Below are 18,227 nucleotides of genomic sequence, written 5' to 3' on the forward strand. Positions count from 1 at the left end.
GGCCTTGCGTGCGGAACCGCACCGACGCCGTGGCGCCGGTCTGCGAGCCTGGGAACAGGCATGGCATACGTTTGCCATGACAACGTCTGCACCCGACGGAAAACGAACCGCCGCAAGGTTCGAACCCTGTCGGAGCGCGTCACCCTGGCGTCTGCATCTGATGGGCCCAGGCTTTCGCTGTACCTCTGGAGCACCGCCATGATGTCGCTCCATTTCCGGCCCTGGCGCCGCGGCCGCTCGAATCCCCCCTGGGACAGCCTGGTGCCGGTTCGCGAAGAACTCTTCGGCATCGAACGACTCGAGCAACATGCGCAGAGCCTGGCGCTTGCGCAGCAGGTGACGGACACGCCAAGGCGCGTGCTGCCACTGCACGTACGCCTGAACGACAACGCCGCAGTCCTGCTGGCCGCCTACCGGGCCAGCGCCGCCGAGCTGGAACGGGGCAACGGTGTGGTCCCGGCCGCCGAGTGGCTGCTGGACAACTATCACATCGTCGAGGAACAGATCCGCGAGGTGCGCGACGACCTGCCGCCGGGCTACTACCGACAGTTGCCGAAACTGGCCGATGGACCGTTCGCCGGCTACCCACGGGTCTTCGGGCTGGCCTGGGCGTTCGTCGCGCATACCGACAGCCACCTCGACGTGGAACTGCTCCAGCGCTTCATCCACGCCTACCAACGGGTCCAGCCGCTGACCATCGGCGAGCTGTGGGCGGTGGCGATCACCCTGCGGATCGTCCTGATCGAGAACCTGCGCCGTCTTGCCGAGCAGATCGGCGCCGGGCGCGTGGCTCGCGCCGATGCCGACGCCCTGGCGGAGCGCCTGCTCGCGCCGGGGCACGCGCGCTCGGCGCTGGAGGCGGACATCGCCGCCCGCTCGAGCGGGCCGCTTTCCGAGGTATTCTCGGCACAACTGGCCAAGCGCCTGCGCGACCAGGACCCACGCACGACGCCGACGCTTGGCTGGCTCGAAGAACGCCTGCACGAGCAGGGCATCAGCGTCGAGGCCGCCGTGCAGCACGCGCAGCAGCGCCTGGGCGCTTCCAACGTGACCGTGCGCAATGTGATCACCAGCATGCGCCTGATCTCCGATATCGACTGGGCGCAGTTGTTCGAGAACGTCAGCCTGGTCGACGCCCGGCTGCGCGATGGCAGTGATTTCGCAGCCATGGACTTCCCCACCCGCAACCTCTATCGCAGCGCCATCGAACTGTTGGCGCGAGGCTCGCACCTGAACGAGCTGCAGGTTGTCGATCTGGCGCTGCAAGCCTGCCGTCGCGCGGCCGATGAGCCTCGAAGCGACGCGGACACACGCCGCGACAGCGACCCCGGCTACCACCTGATCGCCGAAGGACGCCCGGCCCTGGAGCGCGCCATCGGCTTCAGCGCGCCGTTGCACCTGCGTCTGAACCGCTACGGCGTGCGCCTGGGAATGGGCGGCTACGTCGGTGCCATCGGCCTGCTCAGCGTGGTGCTGCTGGGGCTGGCGTTCCATTGGCTGAAACAGCCCGCGCCGGCCTGGGGCTGGATACTGGCCTTCCTCCTGTGCCTGTGCATTCCGGTGACCGAAGTGGCCACGGCGCTGATCAATCGCCTGGTGACCTGGAGTTTCGGCGCGATCACGCTGCCCGCGCTGGAGCTGCTGGCCGGCGTGCCGCAGGCGCTGCGCACGGTGGTGGCGGTGCCGACGCTGCTGACCACCGAGGCGGACCTGCTGGAGCAGATCGAGCGGCTGGAAGTCCACCACCTCGCCGGCATCGGCGGGGACCTGGCGTTCGTGCTGGTCCTGGATGGCGTTGACGCACCACAGGAGGTGCTGGACAGCGATGCCGCGCTGCTTGGCGCCGCGGCACTGGCCATCGAGCGGCTGAACCAGCGCTACGGGCCTGGCCCCGGCGGCCAGCGCTTCTTCCTGCTGTTCCGCCAACGGCGCTACAACCCGGCTGAAGGCTGCTGGATGGGATGGGAGCGCAAGCGCGGCAAGCTGCACGAGCTGAACCGGCTGCTGCGGGGCGCCACCGACACCAGTTTCGTGGCGGTTGCCGGCGAAGCGCCGCGCGTACCGAGCGACGTGCGCCTGGTCATCACCCTCGACGCCGATACCCGCCTTCCGCGCGAAGCGGCGCTGCGCTTGATCGGCAAGATGGCGCACCCGCTCAACCAGCCGCGCTTCGACGCCGAGCAGCAGCGCGTGATCGACGGCCATGCGGTGTTGCAGCCGCGGGTGACGCCCGCGCTGCCGATGGGCGGGGAGGGCTCGCTGTACCAGCGCGCATTCTCCGGCCCGGCGGGTATGGACCCCTACGCGGCGGCGGTGTCGGACGTCTACCAGGACCTGTTCGGCGAAGGCTCCTTCACCGGCAAGGGCATCTACGATGTGGATGCATTCGAACGCGCGCTGGCGGGGCGGGTGGCGGACAACCAGTTGCTCAGCCACGACTTGTTCGAAGGCATCTTCGCCCGCGCCGGGCTGGCGTCCGATGTCGAGGTGGTGGAGGAATCACCCACTCGCTTCGATGTCGCGACCCGTCGCATGCATCGCTGGACGCGCGGCGATTGGCAGTTGCTGCCGTGGATGCTCGGCCACTGGCACGGGCCGCGGGCGATGCCGGTGATCGGCCGCTGCAAGCTGTTCGACAACCTGCGCCGCTCGCTGGTCGCGCCGTTCGCCCTGGCGGCCTTGCTGCTCTGCTGGTGGCTGCCCTTGCCCCAGGCGTTGCTGGCCACCTGCCTGGTGTTGCTTACCCAAGTGGTCCCGCCGCTGCTGCCGATCTACTGCGCCTTGCTCCCGGCGCGCCCCGGCGTACGCCTGCGCAGCCACTTCGCCATGCTGGGTGTCGACTTCAAGCTCACCACGATACAGATCCTGCTGTCGCTGGCATTCCTCCCGCACCAGGCGTGGAGCATGGTCGATGCCATCCTGCGGACGCTTTGGCGGATGTACGTCAGTCGCCGCAACCTGCTGGAGTGGACTACCGCCGCGCAGTCCGCGCGCAAGCCGCGCCCAGGTTGGCTGGGCAGCTACCGGCAGATGACCGGCGGAACGGCACTTGCCGCCGTAGCCGCCGTGGCAGGGCTGGCCCTGCAGCCGGCGAACTGGCCGCTGATCCTGCCATTGACGCTGCTCTGGCTGAGCGCGCCGCTCCTGGCCTTCTACAGCAGCAAGCCCACGCAACCGCCGCGCCGCCTGGCCCTGCACGCGGACGACAGCGATGCCTTGCGCCTGTGCGCGCGCCGGACCTGGCGCTTCTTCGAGACCTTCGTCACGCCGGCGGACAACCTGCTGCCCCCGGACAACTTCCAGGAACAGCCCAAAGCCGTGCTGGCCCACCGCACCTCACCCACCAATATCGGCCTCTACCTGTTGTCCGCCGTGGCTGCGCGCGATTTCGGCTGGGCGGGTGGTCTGGAGACGCTGGAGCGGCTGGAGGGCACGCTGGCCGTGTTGGAGAAACTCCCGCGCAGCCACGGCCACTTCTTCAACTGGTACGGCACCCGTGACCTGCGGGCGCTCGAGCCGAGGTACCTGTCCTCGGTGGACAGCGGCAACCTGGCCGGGCATCTGGTGGTGCTGGCCAACGCCTGCGAGGAATGGTGCGGCAACCCGCTGGTGGTGGAGGCCCGCCAGGGCCTGCTCGACACCCTGCACCTGGCGTGGCGGGCCGTCGAAGCCCTGGGGCTGGCCGGCGACGCCGCGCTGTTGCAGGTGAAGGATGATGTGCGGGAAATCCACCGTGCGCTCATCGGACCGCAATCACTCGACGCCTTGCTGCCCGCCCTTGGCCGGCTCGCCGACAAGATCGCCCGCAGCATCGCCGCCCTGGCGCCGGCCAGCGATGTGGGCGGCGATCTGTCGTTCTGGTTCCAGGCGCTGAACAAGGCTTTCGTCGAACACAGTCGCGACCGTCAGCAGGTCCAGGGCAGGGCGCTGGACCGGCGCCTGCAGGCCCTGGCGGACCTGGCGCGGCGACTGGCACTGGAGATGGACTTCGGTTTCCTGCTCAACCAGGAGCGCAAGCTGTTGTCCATCGGCTACAGCGTGGACGACAACCGGCTCGATCCCAGCTGCTACGACCTGCTGGCCTCCGAAGCACGCCTGGCAAGCCTGTTCGCCATTGCCAAGGGCGACCTGCCGACCCGCCACTGGTTCCGCCTGGGGCGCACGGCGACACCGGTACCCGGTGGCTCGGCGCTCATCTCCTGGTCCGGCTCCATGTTCGAATACCTGATGCCTTCGCTGGTGATGCGCGCACCGGCCGGCAGCCTGTTGGAGCAGACCAATCGCCTGGTAGTGGCGCGACAACAGGCCTACGGCGCCACGCTGGGCATCCCGTGGGGAATCTCCGAGTCAGCCTTCAACGCGCGCGACCTGGAATTCACCTACCAGTATTCGAATTTCGGCGTGCCAGGCCTGGGCCTCAAGCGGGGGCTGGCCGAAAACGTCGTTATCGCGCCCTATGCCACGGCGCTGGCGACCATGGTCGACGCGCAGGCGGCGCAGCGTAATTTCGACCACCTGGCGGCCGTCGGTGCACTGGGCCGCCATGGCTTCTACGAGGCCCTGGACTTCACCCGCGCCAGGCTGCAGGACGGCGAAAGCGTGGCCATCATCTACAGCTTCATGGCGCACCACCAGGGCATGAGCATCGTCGCCATCGCCAATACCCTGCAGCACGGGCGCATGCGTTGTCGCCTGCACCGCGAGCCGATGATCCAGGCCAGCGAACTGCTGTTGCAGGAGCGCGTGCCGCGCGACGTGGCGCTGGGGCATCCGCGCGCCGAGGAAGTCACGGTGGCGCCCAGCGAGACGCGCAGCGATGCCTCCACGCTGCGCCGCGTGGACGCCACGCTCAATGGCCCGCCGATCACCCATCTGCTGTCCAATGGCCGTTACGCGCTGATGCTCACCGCCAGCGGCGGAGGCTATAGCCGTTGGGGCGAGATCGCGGTGACACGCTGGCGCGAGGATGCCACGCGGGACGACTGGGGCAGCTTCATCTTCCTGCGCGACCTGCAGAGCGGGGCGCTGTGGTCGGCCACGGCGCAGCCCGGCGGGCAGCCGGTGGAGCATGGCGAAGTGCTGTTCGACGAGGATCACGCCGAGTTCATCCAGCGCGATGCCGCGCTGCTGACCAGCCTGGAAGTGCTGGTGTCCGGCGAGGACGATGGTGAGGTGCGGCGGGTTTCGCTGACCAACCACGGCCGCCGCGCCCGCGAGATCGAGCTGACTTCCTATGCCGAGGTGGTGCTGGCCACGCCGGCCGCCGACAGCGCGCATCCGGTGTTCTCGCGGATGTTCGTGCAGACCGAGTACCTGGCCGAGTTCGGTGCCCTGATCGCTACCCGGCGCCTGCGCTCGCCGGGCGACCCGACGATCTGGGCGGCGCATTTCGCGGTGGTCGAGGGCGAGGTGATTGGCGAGACGCAGTACGAGTCCGACCGTGCCGGGTTCCTCGGCCGAGGCCGGACCCTGCGGGAAGCGCAGGCAATCGTTGGCCACCGGGCGCTGGGCAATAGCCAGGGCAGCGTGCTCGATCCGATATTCTCCCTGCGTCAACGCCTGCGGGTGGCGCCCGGCAAGGTCGCGCGAGTGGCATTCTGGACGCTGGTGGCCAGTACCCGCGAGGCGTTGCTCGACCTGATCGACAAGCACCACGAACGCAACGCCTTCGAGCGCGCCAAGACCCTGGCCTGGACCCAGGCCCAGGTGGAATTGCGCGACCTGGGCATCGATGCCGAGGAAGCGGCCGATTTCCAGCGCCTGGCGGCGCCGATCCTGTACGCCGATGCCCGCTGGCGCGCCCCGCAGGAAGCCATCCGCCGCGGTGCCGGGCGGCAGTCCGGACTATGGCCGCTGGCGATTTCCGGCGACCTGCCCATCGTCCTGCTGCGGATCGATGAAGTCGACGACCTGGCCTTGCTCCGGCAGCTCCTGCGCGCCCGCGAATATTGGCGGATGAAGGGCCTGGACGTGGACCTGGTGATCGTCAACGAACGGGCCTCGTCCTACGTTCAGGACCTGCAGGTGGCGATCGAAACCGCCGTACGCAGCAGCCCTTCGCGGCAGCGAGCGGAAGAGCAGGCGCCGCGCGGCGGCGTCTATACGTTGCGCGCCGACCTCATGACCCTGGAGGCGCGTGAACTGCTCAATGCGGTGGCGCGGGTCAGCCTGCTGGCACGTCGCGGCTCCATCGCCGCCCAGTTGGGCCGGGTGCCGCCGTCCAGGCCGCGCGAACCCATTGCTCGACGTGTACGGACCGGTACGCCGATGTTGCCGGCAGTCGACGTCAGCGGCAGCGAGCCGCCACTGGAGAGCTTCAACGGCCTGGGCGGCTTCGCCCTCGACGGGCGCGAGTACCACATCGTCCTGAGCAACGGCCACACCACGCCGGCGCCGTGGATCAACGTCATCGCCAATCCGGCATTCGGCTTCCAGGTCTCGGCGGAGGGCAGCGGCTACACCTGGGCCGGCAACAGTCGCGACAACCAGCTCAGCCCCTGGTCCAACGACCCGGTCATCGACCCGGCCGGCGAGGTTTTCTACCTCCGCGACGAAGACAGCCTGGCGCTATGGAGCGTCACTGCCCAGCCGATCCGCGACGGTGGTGTGTACCGCGCTGCCCATGGTTTCGGCTACAGCCGCTTCAACCACAGCGCCCATGGCATCGAGGCGCAGCTATTGCAGTACGTGCCGCTGGAGGACCCGTTGAAGATTTCGCGGCTTACGCTGCGCAACACCTCTGGCCGGCCGCGCCGAATCTCGGTGACTGCGTATGTCGAATGGGTCCTGGGAGCCTCGCGAGGGGGCTGCGCACCGTTCATCCTTACCCAGGTGGATACCGTCAGTGGCGCGCTGATAGCGCGTAACCCATGGAGCATCGCGTACGCCGAGCGCCTGGCATTCGCCGACCTGGGTGGCCGGCAAAGCCGCTGGAGTGCCGACCGCAGCGAGTTCATCGGCCATACCGGCAGCCTGTCGGCTCCTCGCGCGCTGAGCGGCGAGGCCGTGTTGTCGGGGACAACCGGCGCTGGCCTCGATCCTTGCGCCGCACTGCAATGCACGGTGGAACTGGGTATCGGCGAGTCGGTCGAGGTACTGGCGCTGCTGGGGCAGGCCGGTTCGGAAGAGGAAGTTCGACAACTGGTGCAGCGCTATCGCGGCGCCAACCTGGATACGGTGCTGGCCGAGGTGACACGGTACTGGGAGCAACGGCGCGGCGCGGTGCAAGTGCAAACGCCCGATCGCGCCATGGACCTGATGCTCAACGGCTGGCTGCTTTACCAGACATTGGCGTGCCGTATTCATGCCCGCTCGGCGTTCTACCAGGCCAGCGGCGCCTATGGCTTCCGCGACCAGTTGCAGGATTGCCTGGCGCTGTCGTTCGCCGCTCCCGAGCACACCCGTCACCATCTGCTGCGGGCTGCCGGACGCCAATTCGTCGAAGGCGACGTGCAGCACTGGTGGCTGGAGCAGACAGGGCAGGGCGTGCGCACGCGCATCTCCGATGACCGGGTCTGGCTGGCCTACGCCTGCGCCAGCTACATCGAGTCGTCCGGAGATCGAGCGGTGCTCGACGAGCCGGTGTCGTTCCTTGAAGGCCCGCAGCTGCATCCTGGCGAAAGCGATGCGTTCTTCCAGCCGATGCTGGCCGAGGAAAGCGCCTCGCTGTTCGAGCACTGCGCCCGCGGACTCGACCAATGCCTGCAACTGACTGGCGCGCACGGCTTGCCGCTGATGGGCAGCGGCGACTGGAACGACGGCATGAATCGCGTGGGCGTCGCAGGGCAGGGCGAGAGCGTCTGGCTCGGCTGGTTGCTGTTGCAGACCCTGGATCGCTTCGTCGCCTTGGCCGAGGGCCGTGACGAGGCGCGGGCCGAGCGTTGGCGGCGGCACCGGGCGGCGCTGAACCTGGCGCTGGAGGAACATGGTTGGGATGGCCACTGGTATCGCCGGGCGACCTTCGACGATGGAACCTGGCTGGGCGCGGCCAACTGCGAGGAATGCCGGATCGATTCCATCGCCCAATCCTGGGCGGTGCTCTCCGGTGGCGCGAGTCCCGCCCGCGCGGCCATCGCCATGGCGTCGCTGGAGCGCTGGCTGATCCGCCACGACGAGGGGCTGGCACTGCTGTTCACGCCGCCTTTCGACCACTCACCGCGTGATCCGGGCTATATCAAGGGCTACCCGCCCGGCCTGCGGGAGAACGGTGGGCAATACAGCCACGCGGCGATGTGGAGCATCCTGGCGTTCGCCCGGCTCGGCGAAGGCGACAAGGCGGCTCGGCTGTTCTCCCTGCTGAATCCGATCAACCATGCGCGCACGGCGGAGCAGGTGGAGCGCTACCGAGTCGAACCCTACGTCATCGCCGCCGACGTCTATTCGGTGGCGCCCCATGTCGGACGCGGTGGCTGGAGCTGGTACACCGGGTCCGCCGGCTGGATGTACCGCGCCGGGCTGGAAGGCATTCTCGGCCTGCGCCGCGAAGGCGCGGACCTGCTACTCGATCCCTGTATCCCGCTGGATTGGCCGGGCTTCGATATCACGGTGACGCTGGATGACTGCCACTACGGGATACACGTGGTCAGCGCAGGAGAACGCTGCCGGGGTATTCAGCGCGCGCTGCTGGACGGTCAGCCATTACCCTGCGGCGACAGCGCGGTGCGTGTGCCCCTGCTGGCGGGCGAGCATCGCCTCGACCTGTCCCTCTAAGCGCGTGTCATTTGGACTTGCGGGGGAGGTAGGGCAGCAGCCGATCGGTCTCGGTTTTCACCACGGCGTAGCACTCGCAGCTCAAGGCTTCGAGGTGATCGCGGTCGAGCACCGTGATGCGCCCACGGCTGTACTCGATCACACCCAGCTTCTGCAGCTTGCCCGCCGCCTCGGTAACGCCTTCGCGGCGCACGCCGAGCATGTTGGCAATGAGCTCCTGGGTCATGGTTAGCTGGTTGCTGGGCAGACGGTCGAGCGACAACAGCAGCCACCGGCAGAGCTGCTGGTCGATGGAATGATGGCGGTTGCAGACCGCCGTCTGGGCCATCTGGGTAATCAATGCCTGGGTGTAGCGGAGCATCAGCTGGAGCATGTCGCCATGGCGGCCGAATTCGTCCTTCATGCGCTGCCCCGCGAGCCGGTACACGCTACCGGCGCTCTGCACGATGGCGCGGCTGGGCGTGCTCTCGCCGCCCATGAACACCGCGATGCCGACCAGGCCCTCGTTGCCGACCACGGATATCTCGGCGGATGCGCCGCTTTCCATCACATACAACAGCGAAATGATGGAGTCGGTGGGGAAGAACACGTAGCGCATGGCGTCGCCGGGTTCGTAGATAACCTTGCCCAACTCCAGGCGTTGCAGCTCCAGATGGGGGAACAGGCGTTCCTGCACCTCTGGGGGGAGCGCTGCCAGTAGATGGTTTTGCGTGGGGGAGGGAGTTTCTGGCATGGCGGCCTCCGCGCGCGGGCGTCCTGGGATAAGGGAAGCATACAGTTACAGTCCTCCGCCGGCCGCGCAAAGTTCCCTATCGCACAGACCGCAGTCGCGTTTGCGCTCAGTCTGGAATTCGTGGCGGCGGATGTTGATCTGGCGCTTCGTACGACCATTTCATCGCATCGTTCCAGGAGTTTTCCATGAACTACGAAGATCGCGACACCTACGGTATGTACAAGGGCCATAACGGCATTGCCGCCGATGACCATTCCAGTGCCGGTCCCGGCCCCCGTTTGATGGGCGCGGACACGCTTATCGGGAATGACGTCTACAACGCCGAGGACGAGGATCTTGGCGACATCAAGGAAATCATGCTGGACACGCAAAGCGGGCAGGTTGCCTATGCTGTGCTGTCGTTCGGCGGGTTCCTGGGGATGGGCGAAAAGCTGTTTGCGGTGCCGTGGAGTCTCTTGAGGCTGGATACGGTAAACAAACGCTTCGTACTCGATGTCGACAAGGACCGACTCAGCAGCGCGCCAGGATTCGATAAGGATGACTGGCCGGACATGCAGGACCCGACATGGGGACGGGATATACATGCCTATTATGAAACCAAGCCAATCCAGGACTCCAGGTTCTAATTGACTTCGCCCGGCCATGTTTCGCCAATTCAAGCGAGACAGGCCGGGCGCTCATTAATTCAGCGGATTGGGAATATATTCGAGATGGATTGAGCGTTTACACGCTTTAGTGACTCCATTATTACGGCAACACATTCGAGTTGCTGTCGTATTCTGGCAAGACTCTCTTTGCTGTCGGGCACCTCGGCGCTCATTTCTTCCGCCAGAAGATCATTTATCGCCTGCGTCAGGCAGCTGCTCGCAATATTCAGACTTTGCCCAAAGCGCTTCTCTTTCATGTTGAATCCCCATGCTTTCCCTGTGAGTCGCATTGATTGAATCCAATGAAAAAGCCCCGCAGCGAGCGGGGCTTGGGGATTTCACAGTACCTTGACCTGTTCGGCTTGGTCGCCTTTAGGGCCAACGCCCACCAGGAAGCTTACGCGTTGCCCTTCATCCAGGGACTTGAAGCCAGGCGTGTCGATTTCGCGAAAGTGGACGAATATATCCGGCCCCATTTCAGGTGTGATGAAGCCAAAACCTTTAACTGCATTGAACCATTTTACGGTTCCAGTCTGACGAGTAGCCATGGTGATCTCCTCGAGAATGGCTGCAGAGTGAAGTGGGCCGAGGAGATGATTGCCATACATCAAGACGGGGCCGCTAAACACGGCAGGGGAGGATTGAGTATACAGGCGGATGAGGGTTTTTCGGCTTTTTTGCGACGACAAGAGGATATTCGGATGAATGGCTGGATATTATTTTTAATTGAACTTTTTCAATAGTGCCGGTAGCGCCATGCCGCCGGCCTGACATTGGAGTGGGGTGAGCCTCTACTGGTTATGCCTGAGTGCAAGATAATTACCCCAGCGACAAGAATGGCCACCATTAAATGAATAGTCATCAGAGTTGCTCTTGTAACAATCGCGCCCTGGATAACATCTCGCCATTCTTGTAATCCGAACAATCGTTGGTCATTCGGCCTGTTGCGGTGCCGGCGCTATCGGTTCGTCGAGTGAATGGGCAGCACGGACAGGGTCGAAGTATTCGCGGAGGAAGGCAATTTTGCCGTTCTCGATTCGGCAGAACAGGACGTACTCCTGGCGATAGATTCGGCCAGTCGTGCGGATCAGCCCCTCGGCCTTGACCTCGGCTACAGCCATGCTGGAGTCGGCGAAGGCATGAATTCGCACGTCATGGAAACGGAAATCCTCCACGGCCTGAATGAACCAGCCGACGTGATGGAGCACCTGCTCCCGGCCAACCAGTCGTTCGGGATGTCCCAGGCTTGGCGCGTAGGGAAGCTCCCATAACAGGTCATCGGTAATCAGCGTTTTCCACGTTTCGTGCTTGTCGACGAATGTTTCGAAGTGCAGGTGGAGCAGGTCCGCAGCGGAACTCATGACGGTTCTCCTCGATAGCGCGGGTGGTTTCAGGGTTCTAGTACGCCGAGTTGGTGCAGGCCGGTCATCCAATCTTCCATGTGCCAGGTTCGGACGATTTTCCCTGCGTTGATTTCGTGGATGTCAGTAGCGCGGATGTCGATTCTGCGGTGGGTGGGTGCCCTGCCGAGGAATACGCCGGTCTGGATGCCGGAAATACGCGAGCGAACGATGACCTTGTTGCCATCCTGCAGCACTTCCTCGACCTTGATGCTGAAGTCGGAAAAGCTGCCATGCAGGTGCTCGAGCACCGCTTTGGCACCTGCCGGGCCAGCGGCCTGCCCCTTGGCGGCAGGAATGTCCTCCCAGTCGTCACTCAGTATCTGGTCGAGCACGCTCGGGGAGTTCTGGTCGAACGCCTCATACCAGCGGACAACGGTAGCTCTGTCCTGATCGGACTGCGCGGCATTCGCACCCGCGCAGAAGGCGGCGCAAAGAAGCGAAATCAATACGTGCTTCAGGTAAGTCATGGCGAGATTCTTGGTCAGGGCGGCGAGGCTGCCGCGGTGACGAGAACTCTGGCACAGGGTGAAGTGTCGCAGTAGCCGAATTAAATCGACGCTGGTGATCGAGAATTTGGAATAGTGGCTGGATTAGCCGGCGTGCTGAACAAAGTGCTCGATCAACCACCGCGCAGCAGGGCCGGGTGGAGTGTCCGTACGATAGATGGCGTCGAAATGGTAGATGCCACGTTCGCAGTCAGGCAGTCCCAGTCGCACCAGGCGGCCGGACGCCAGGTCATCCCGCACCATCGGCAACGGCATGTTGCCCCAGCCGACACCTTCCCTGAGCAGCATGTGCTTCGCGCCCAGGTCCGCGAGGCGCCAGGTTCGCGTGCCGATCACGGCAAAGTCCTTGCCATCGGTCAGCGGTGATCGATCCGACAGCACCAGTTGAACATGCTCGCGCCCGGCGCCCGGAGCGTTCTTGGCGGTCATTGCCAGTGGGTGGCTGGGTGCGGCGACGGGTACCAGTTCGACACTTCCGATGGCGATTCGCTCGATGCCATCGATATTGCCTTCCAGCGGGCCGCTCACCCCGACACTGGCTCCACGATTGAGCACGAGCTGCGTGACGGCACCCAGAGCCTCCATATGCAGGTGCAGAGAGACCGTCGGAAAGTGCTCTTGAAATGACTTCAGGGCATACACCACGCGCTCGGCTGGGAGCATTACGTCGAGCACCAGGTGAAGCTCCGCCTCCAGCCCATGCAACAAACCCTTCACCTTGGCGCGCAGGCCGCTGACGCCGTTGGCGATGGTGCGTGCCTCGGCGAGTACGGTGCGCCCGGCTTCGGTCAACTGCGGTTTGCGGGTGGTCTGCCGGTCAAACAACTGAACCCCGAGCTGCATTTCAAGGTTGGCTATCGAATAGCTGATGACCGATGTAGCCCGGCTCAGCTTGCGTGCCGCTGCGGCAAAACTGCCCACCTCGACCACGGTGAGAAACACCCTCAGTTGATCGAGGGTCGGGGTGCCTGGGTCGGAGATCATGGGGTGTCCTCGGGCAGTGGTTAAGCCGTTTCGTGATCGGTTGGGTACAGGAGCATTTCCAAATTCTAGAACGTAATCGTCGAAATTAGCCGGCTATTCAGATGCTAGGGCTAGTGCCAGACTTTTTCTCAATGCGGCGCGCCATGGTGGATGCGCCCATCTCTCTGGTGGAAAACCCCATGTCCCATTCTGCTGCAACTACTTCCCAAGACACCCCTGAACTGTCCCGTGCCGCTGTGACCACAGCGACTGCGGCGTTCGTCGGCCGCGTGCTGCTCAGCGCCATCTTCATCCTTTCCGGCCTGTCCAAACTGGGCGCCCCGGCGATGATGATCGGCTACATCGGCTCGGTGGGCTTACCGTTCCCGCAACTGGCACTGATTGTCGCCATCGCCGTCGAGATCGTTGGTGGGATCGCCTTGATCGCGGGTTACCGCACACGCACCGTTGCGTGGGTGCTGGCTGCTTTCAGCGTGATCACTGCGTTGGCTTTCCATAACAGCCTGGGCGATCAGAATCAGTTCATTCATTTCTTCAAGAACCTCGCCATGGCGGGTGGCCTGCTCCAGGTCGCTGCGTTTGGTGCAGGTCGCTTCAGCCTCGACGCCCGTCGTCGTTGAGTGCATCGCGCCGTACCAGCTGAGGCTTGCGGCGCCGATGTGATTCCTTTCTTTGCCACTTTTTCAGGAACACCGATGAAGGCCATACGAGTGCAGGAATACGGCAGCCCGGCGGGGCTGCAGCTGGAGGAAGTTACCGACCCGGTCGCCGGGAAGGGTGAGGTGCTGATCGACGTAGAGGGTGCTGCGGTCAACCCGATCGACTGGAAAATACTCTCCGGCTCGAAGAGGGAGGTGATTCCGCTGGCGTTGCCGTACACCCCTGGCGTCGAGGTTGCCGGCACCGTTGCCGCCATCGGTCCGGATGTAACGGGCTTCGCGATTGGAGATGCAGTCTTCGGTTTCATCGGCATTGCGGGTGGGTACGCCACCAAAGCCGTTGTGCCGGCTGAGCGATTGGCACTGGTTCCGCGCAGTTTGTCCAACGTGCAGGCAAGCGGAGTGGCGGCTGCGGCGCTTACGGCTTGGCAAGCGTTGCATGAGCACGCAGGCATAAAGCCGGGGCAGACCGTCCTGATTCATGGCGCCGCGGGTGGTGTCGGGAGCATGGCCGTTCAGCTGGCGCGACACGCTGGTGCAACGGTTATCGCGACGGCCTCTACCAGCAAGCACGCCTACCTGGAGGAACTCGGTGCGCACCAATTGATCGACTACCGCCTCCAGCCATTCGAAAAAGTTGTGGCAGATGTAGACGTGGTGCTGGATCTCATTGGTGGCGAGACTCAAGCACGCTCCTGGCAGGTCTTGAAGCCCGGCGGGGTGTTGGTGTCTCCGGTCAGCGCTCCCAACCCGGAGTTGGCCAGAGTTCACGCGGTGCAAGCAAAGCACTTTGCCACGCGGCCGGATGGCTTGCAGTTGAGCGCCATCGCTGAGCTGTTCAATGCCGGACACCTGCAGGTCGAGGTCGAAACATTCGCTCTCTCGCAGGCTCAGCATGCCGTGGAAAAGAGCATGGCTGGCCACGCACGCGGAAAGATCGTGCTCGATACCCGGCGCTGAACAGAGAGACTGTCGTAAGCACTTGCTGCATTGCGACACTGCGCGCCATCGGCGAACGCCGGCATGCTGGTGGGTATAGGCATAACGGCTTGGGCTTTGAAGCACCGGCTGACAGCTACATTGCCATGGATTGTTGCAAGTATCGGGTTCGTCGGCGCTGCGCTCAGCGTGCTGCCCTATCTGCTGCTGGCGCTGGTGTTCGTTTCGCTGGGCCCGCTGCTGTACATCGTGGTCAAGGGCATCAAGCAGTGAAGGTCCGCCTCCGAGAGCTAGTATGGCAGGTCGCGAGTGTAGGGCAGGGGGCGGACTTGGCCCCGAGTCACCCTTGATGACTGCGTCATCAAGGGTGGAGAACAGTACCTCGCCATCGGCCGTTGCATGCATGGGCAGCGAGTAGCTCATGGGAATCACTTCAGCTGCGCGACGGCGCTCCAGGCTGTCGCGGACACTGGCTGAACGCGGAGAGGTTCGCGAGCACTTGCTGTTGGGCAGTCGATTCGGCAAATAGCACAACGCCTGGAGCGTGCTCCATCCAGCATCAGTCGCGATCAGCCGTAACGGTGGTCGTTCTTCTTGCCGCGCCAACCAGGATGGACTGGCGTCATGAGGAAAGGGCTCGGTGTCCCAAGCGTTGCAAGCCTGCCCAGTCCCAAAGTTGGAGCAGCCTGTTGCGGAGATGCTTCAGGTCCAGTGGGCGCCCGAGCAGGATTTCGTTATCCGGGTACTACAAAGAAAAGAGCCAGTAGCCTGAAGTAAAAGTATAAAGTTCTAAATTAAAAAATAATCTTACAAAGCAGTGGGCTGGCATACTTTGTGAGAATAATTCTAGTTTATTTTAGCGATGTTTGCAAAGAATTTTCTATCAAGGGTGTGCACGCTTCATTAAGGGAACTAAATATCATAAATGGAAGTGCTATAAGTTAGTGTTATTAGCATTACTCGGTTCTTTACTTAATATTCTTAAGGTTCTAGTGTGTGATAAATGCTTGATAGCACCGGCGCTTTATGGCGCAGGACGCATTTATGGCCGGCCACAGCAGAACGTCCGCATTCACTAATCGTGCCAAAACCTTCGGGAATATGTGGAGGGTGTATAGCGCAAAGTGTGATAAGAGCTTTGTTTTGCCTAGTGATCGGGAACTGGCTCACTGGATTCTTCACCTTGAGTACAATCCCAATGTCTTGTCCTTTGATCTAAATCCGACTGCTCGCTCATTGGGTGATCAGCTGCACTCAAAGCAAACCATATTCGACGCAGAAGTAGTGCTTAAGCATGGTCCATTAGAGTTCCATGAAGTTAAAATGGGCAATTTTGATAAGCAAGCACTTTCGAATGAGCAGATAGACCTGCAGCGCGCTATTGCCGAACGGTGCAATGCTAGGTATTTGATATTTAATGACTCTGACTTGTTTCCGAACAAAATCAGAATTATGCCTCTTCTTAGGGTCGCGGCATGTTTGTCCGCGGGGCGTGACTGCTATGTGCCTTCGACCTTTCTTATGGATGCCCAAAGCTATTTGTATAGCCGAAAAGCTGGGAGGCTGAATGATTTTCTCTTGGAGTTTGGTAATTATGATATTGATTTGATTTTGTATGTCTTCTGCAAGGAATACTTGGAGGGAGTTGTTGATGTTGAATTTGAAAGATCATTCTTCTCTAAAAGCACGAGATGGGTGTTGCTATGAAGAAATGTATTTCATTGAAGGAGTTGGAGCGGGTCGGTTACGGTAAGATTGAGGTTTCTTGCTTGCCAGTAGCAGATCAGCAGTTATTTTTGCGCAGGAGAAAAGCCGTTGAGTTGCGACTAGATGGCGTTGATCTGGCGAGAATATTTGAGCTAACTGGAATTCCAGGCTCTGAAGTTTGTCGGTTCATGGATAGGTTTTGTTCCATGGACTCCCGCGGCGGCTATCAGGGTGAAAATGGCCTTGTGCCTAATAGGCACATAAAGAAGTATTCAAGGAGTGACTTTGAGTTTAGTAAAAGAACGGAGCAGCGGGGAGGGCTTAGCGGAATAATGGATCTAACGCTACGGAGTCATCCGGGACTTCTGGGTGAATTTGCAGCAATTGTTTTGCAGGAGAATACTGATGCTTTTCGCGGCCTAAAATACAAGAAGGCATTCTATTATGCTGAGTTTATTCGCCTGCTAAGAGACGCGGGCGTCAAAGACACTGAATGGCCTTTTTGCTTGCCTTCCGGTGGGAAGCGTAGCGTTTTGCATTTGGTGGACTCTATCTTAGCAGGAGATTTCGAATCTGCCGTGACCGCAATGGCTGACGTGGGTGGGCGTGCACACATACAGGTAGGGACGGGTGACAAACGGTTAATTGAGGCGATCACCCCATATGACGTGGTTCAGCTAGATGCTTATTATGTTGATGGGCATTTCACAATTCTCATCGAGCCCACACCTGGCATTGTGGTTCGGCGGCTGATTAGCAGATTCTGGATGATTGCTGCTGTTGAGAGTTGCAGCGAGTGCGTACTGGCAAAACGGTTGGTATTTAGGAGCGAAGTGAGTGCCCAGGATGCGGTAGATGTCTTGGCTGATGCGATTATTGGTGACTGGCAGCCCATTGAAAATCTTACTGTCCCAGGTCTTAAGTATGCAAAGGGCGCTGGAATGCCGTGCTATGTGATTCCAAATACCAAGAAGGCTCTATGGGGCAGTCTGTACCTGGATAACGCCATGCAGCACCATGCCAACATAATCTCCCAGCAGGTTAGGCGAATGCATGGTTTTTCCCTGAACTTCGGTCAATTGAGGAGGCCAGAGCGCCGGTCCGAAATTGAAGGGCTCTTCAAGCAATTCTGTTCACGTTTTATTCATTTGCTACCTTCTTCCACTGGAAGCCACCCCCACGCCGGCCGTTCGGATAACTCTGAACTTAACGCTTTGAGATTTGAGATTGACATAAACGAGGCCGAGCAAGTTCTCGATGTGTTTGTTGCTCAATATAATGCAACGCCACGTAGTGGGCATACTTTTTCATTAAGCCCACTGGAAATGCTAGCGCAGCATTTTAATAATGATGATTTGCTATTTCCATGCCTTATGAATCAAGCGGTGACAGCTGTCGCTCTTGGGAGTAAGACGCAGTCCTGCGTAATAAGGGGTGATCTCCGCTCTGGAAGGAGGCCGTACATACAGTTGGACAGAGCGAGATATACCAGCCCTCAGCTCTCTTCGCGCCCTGACTTAATTGGAATCAAGGTTACTGTCATCATTAATCCAAAGGACTATAGGTCCGTGGATGTCTATCTGTCGGATGGCAGGTACTTTGGTGTGCTTAATGTTCTGGGCGTGTGGGGGCATACCAGGCACAGTGTCACGACTCGAAAATTAATCAATAACGCGTTGGATAAGCAGGCACTTACCTGTGCACAAGAAGATGATATTGTACTTCTGTATCGAAACTATTTGCTCAAGAAAAAAACAAAAGAAGCAAATCTTGAGTTGTGGCGGTTAGAGGGAGAGATTGCAGTTTCTTCTACCGCTCATGGAGTGGTCGATAAATCAACGGCGGAGCCGGCGAGGTCGAATGTTCCGAAACGCATGTTGTTTTCACATGACATGATGCTGACAGTTGGTCAGTTAGTGGAAATCACGAAGAAAGATTAG

General features: G+C 61.5%; 12 protein-coding genes and 1 pseudogene. 7 read left to right on the plus strand and 6 right to left on the minus strand.

The features are described from left to right. Nucleotides 1-198 precede the first annotated feature (198 nt). A complete protein-coding gene (locus tag JVX91_RS19345) occupies nucleotides 199-8,709 on the plus strand; it encodes a glucoamylase family protein (RefSeq protein WP_205335788.1) in 8,511 nt (2,836 codons plus the stop codon). 7 nt (nucleotides 8,710-8,716) lie between these two features. On the opposite strand, the gene JVX91_RS19350 is transcribed toward JVX91_RS19345, so the two are convergent. Beyond that, entirely contained in the window at nucleotides 8,717-9,442 is a 726-nt protein-coding gene (locus tag JVX91_RS19350; RefSeq protein ID WP_205335789.1) for a Crp/Fnr family transcriptional regulator, read from the minus strand. A 185-nt stretch (nucleotides 9,443-9,627) separates the two neighbouring features. Between JVX91_RS19350 and JVX91_RS19355 the strand changes: the two genes are divergently transcribed. Continuing rightward, on the plus strand, nucleotides 9,628-10,068 hold the full coding sequence (locus JVX91_RS19355; RefSeq protein WP_205335790.1) for a PRC-barrel domain-containing protein: 441 nt from the start codon (nucleotides 9,628-9,630) through the stop codon (nucleotides 10,066-10,068). A gap of 59 nt (nucleotides 10,069-10,127) precedes the next feature. Here JVX91_RS19355 and JVX91_RS19360 read toward each other — a convergent pair whose 3' ends face one another. From JVX91_RS19360 to JVX91_RS19380, 5 genes are all read right to left on the minus strand, one after another. Beyond that, nucleotides 10,128-10,346: a hypothetical protein gene (locus tag JVX91_RS19360; protein ID WP_205335791.1), complete on the minus strand. Its 219-nt coding sequence runs from the start codon at nucleotides 10,344-10,346 to the stop codon at nucleotides 10,128-10,130. 81 nt (nucleotides 10,347-10,427) lie between these two features. Continuing rightward, entirely contained in the window at nucleotides 10,428-10,637 is a 210-nt protein-coding gene (locus tag JVX91_RS19365) for a cold-shock protein (protein WP_205335792.1), read from the minus strand. A 384-nt stretch (nucleotides 10,638-11,021) separates the two neighbouring features. Next, complete coding sequence (locus tag JVX91_RS19370; RefSeq protein WP_205335793.1) at nucleotides 11,022-11,450, minus strand: nuclear transport factor 2 family protein; 429 nt, start codon at nucleotides 11,448-11,450, stop codon at nucleotides 11,022-11,024. 29 nt (nucleotides 11,451-11,479) lie between these two features. After that, nucleotides 11,480-11,959 carry an ester cyclase gene (locus JVX91_RS19375; protein WP_205335794.1) on the minus strand — a complete coding sequence of 160 codons (480 nt, stop codon included), beginning with the start codon at nucleotides 11,957-11,959 and terminating at the stop codon, nucleotides 11,480-11,482. Nucleotides 11,960-12,082: 123 nt separating this feature from the next. Beyond that, nucleotides 12,083-12,982: a LysR family transcriptional regulator gene (locus tag JVX91_RS19380; RefSeq protein WP_205335795.1), complete on the minus strand. Its 900-nt coding sequence runs from the start codon at nucleotides 12,980-12,982 to the stop codon at nucleotides 12,083-12,085. Nucleotides 12,983-13,161: 179 nt separating this feature from the next. Here JVX91_RS19380 and JVX91_RS19385 point away from each other — a divergent pair, with 179 nt between their 5' ends. The 5 genes and pseudogenes from JVX91_RS19385 (at nucleotide 13,162) to JVX91_RS19410 (ending at nucleotide 18,227) form a co-directional block, all read left to right on the plus strand. Continuing rightward, nucleotides 13,162-13,602 carry a DoxX family protein gene (locus tag JVX91_RS19385; protein WP_205335796.1) on the plus strand — a complete coding sequence of 147 codons (441 nt, stop codon included), beginning with the start codon at nucleotides 13,162-13,164 and terminating at the stop codon, nucleotides 13,600-13,602. A gap of 75 nt (nucleotides 13,603-13,677) precedes the next feature. After that, nucleotides 13,678-14,601: an NADP-dependent oxidoreductase gene (locus JVX91_RS19390; RefSeq protein ID WP_205335797.1), complete on the plus strand. Its 924-nt coding sequence runs from the start codon at nucleotides 13,678-13,680 to the stop codon at nucleotides 14,599-14,601. Nucleotides 14,602-14,754: 153 nt separating this feature from the next. Beyond that, nucleotides 14,755-14,853: pseudogene (locus JVX91_RS19395) on the plus strand (DUF2834 domain-containing protein); the annotation flags it as partial. A gap of 771 nt (nucleotides 14,854-15,624) precedes the next feature. Beyond that, a complete protein-coding gene (locus JVX91_RS19405; protein WP_205335798.1) occupies nucleotides 15,625-16,287 on the plus strand; it encodes a hypothetical protein in 663 nt (220 codons plus the stop codon). Then, nucleotides 16,284-18,227, plus strand: a complete 1,944-nt coding sequence (locus JVX91_RS19410; protein ID WP_205335799.1) for a hypothetical protein — start codon at nucleotides 16,284-16,286, stop codon at nucleotides 18,225-18,227. The genes JVX91_RS19405 and JVX91_RS19410 overlap by 4 nt, the downstream gene beginning before the upstream one ends.

The sequence above is a fragment of the Pseudomonas sp. PDNC002 genome (genome assembly GCF_016919445.1).
Lineage (GTDB): Bacteria > Pseudomonadota > Gammaproteobacteria > Pseudomonadales > Pseudomonadaceae > Pseudomonas.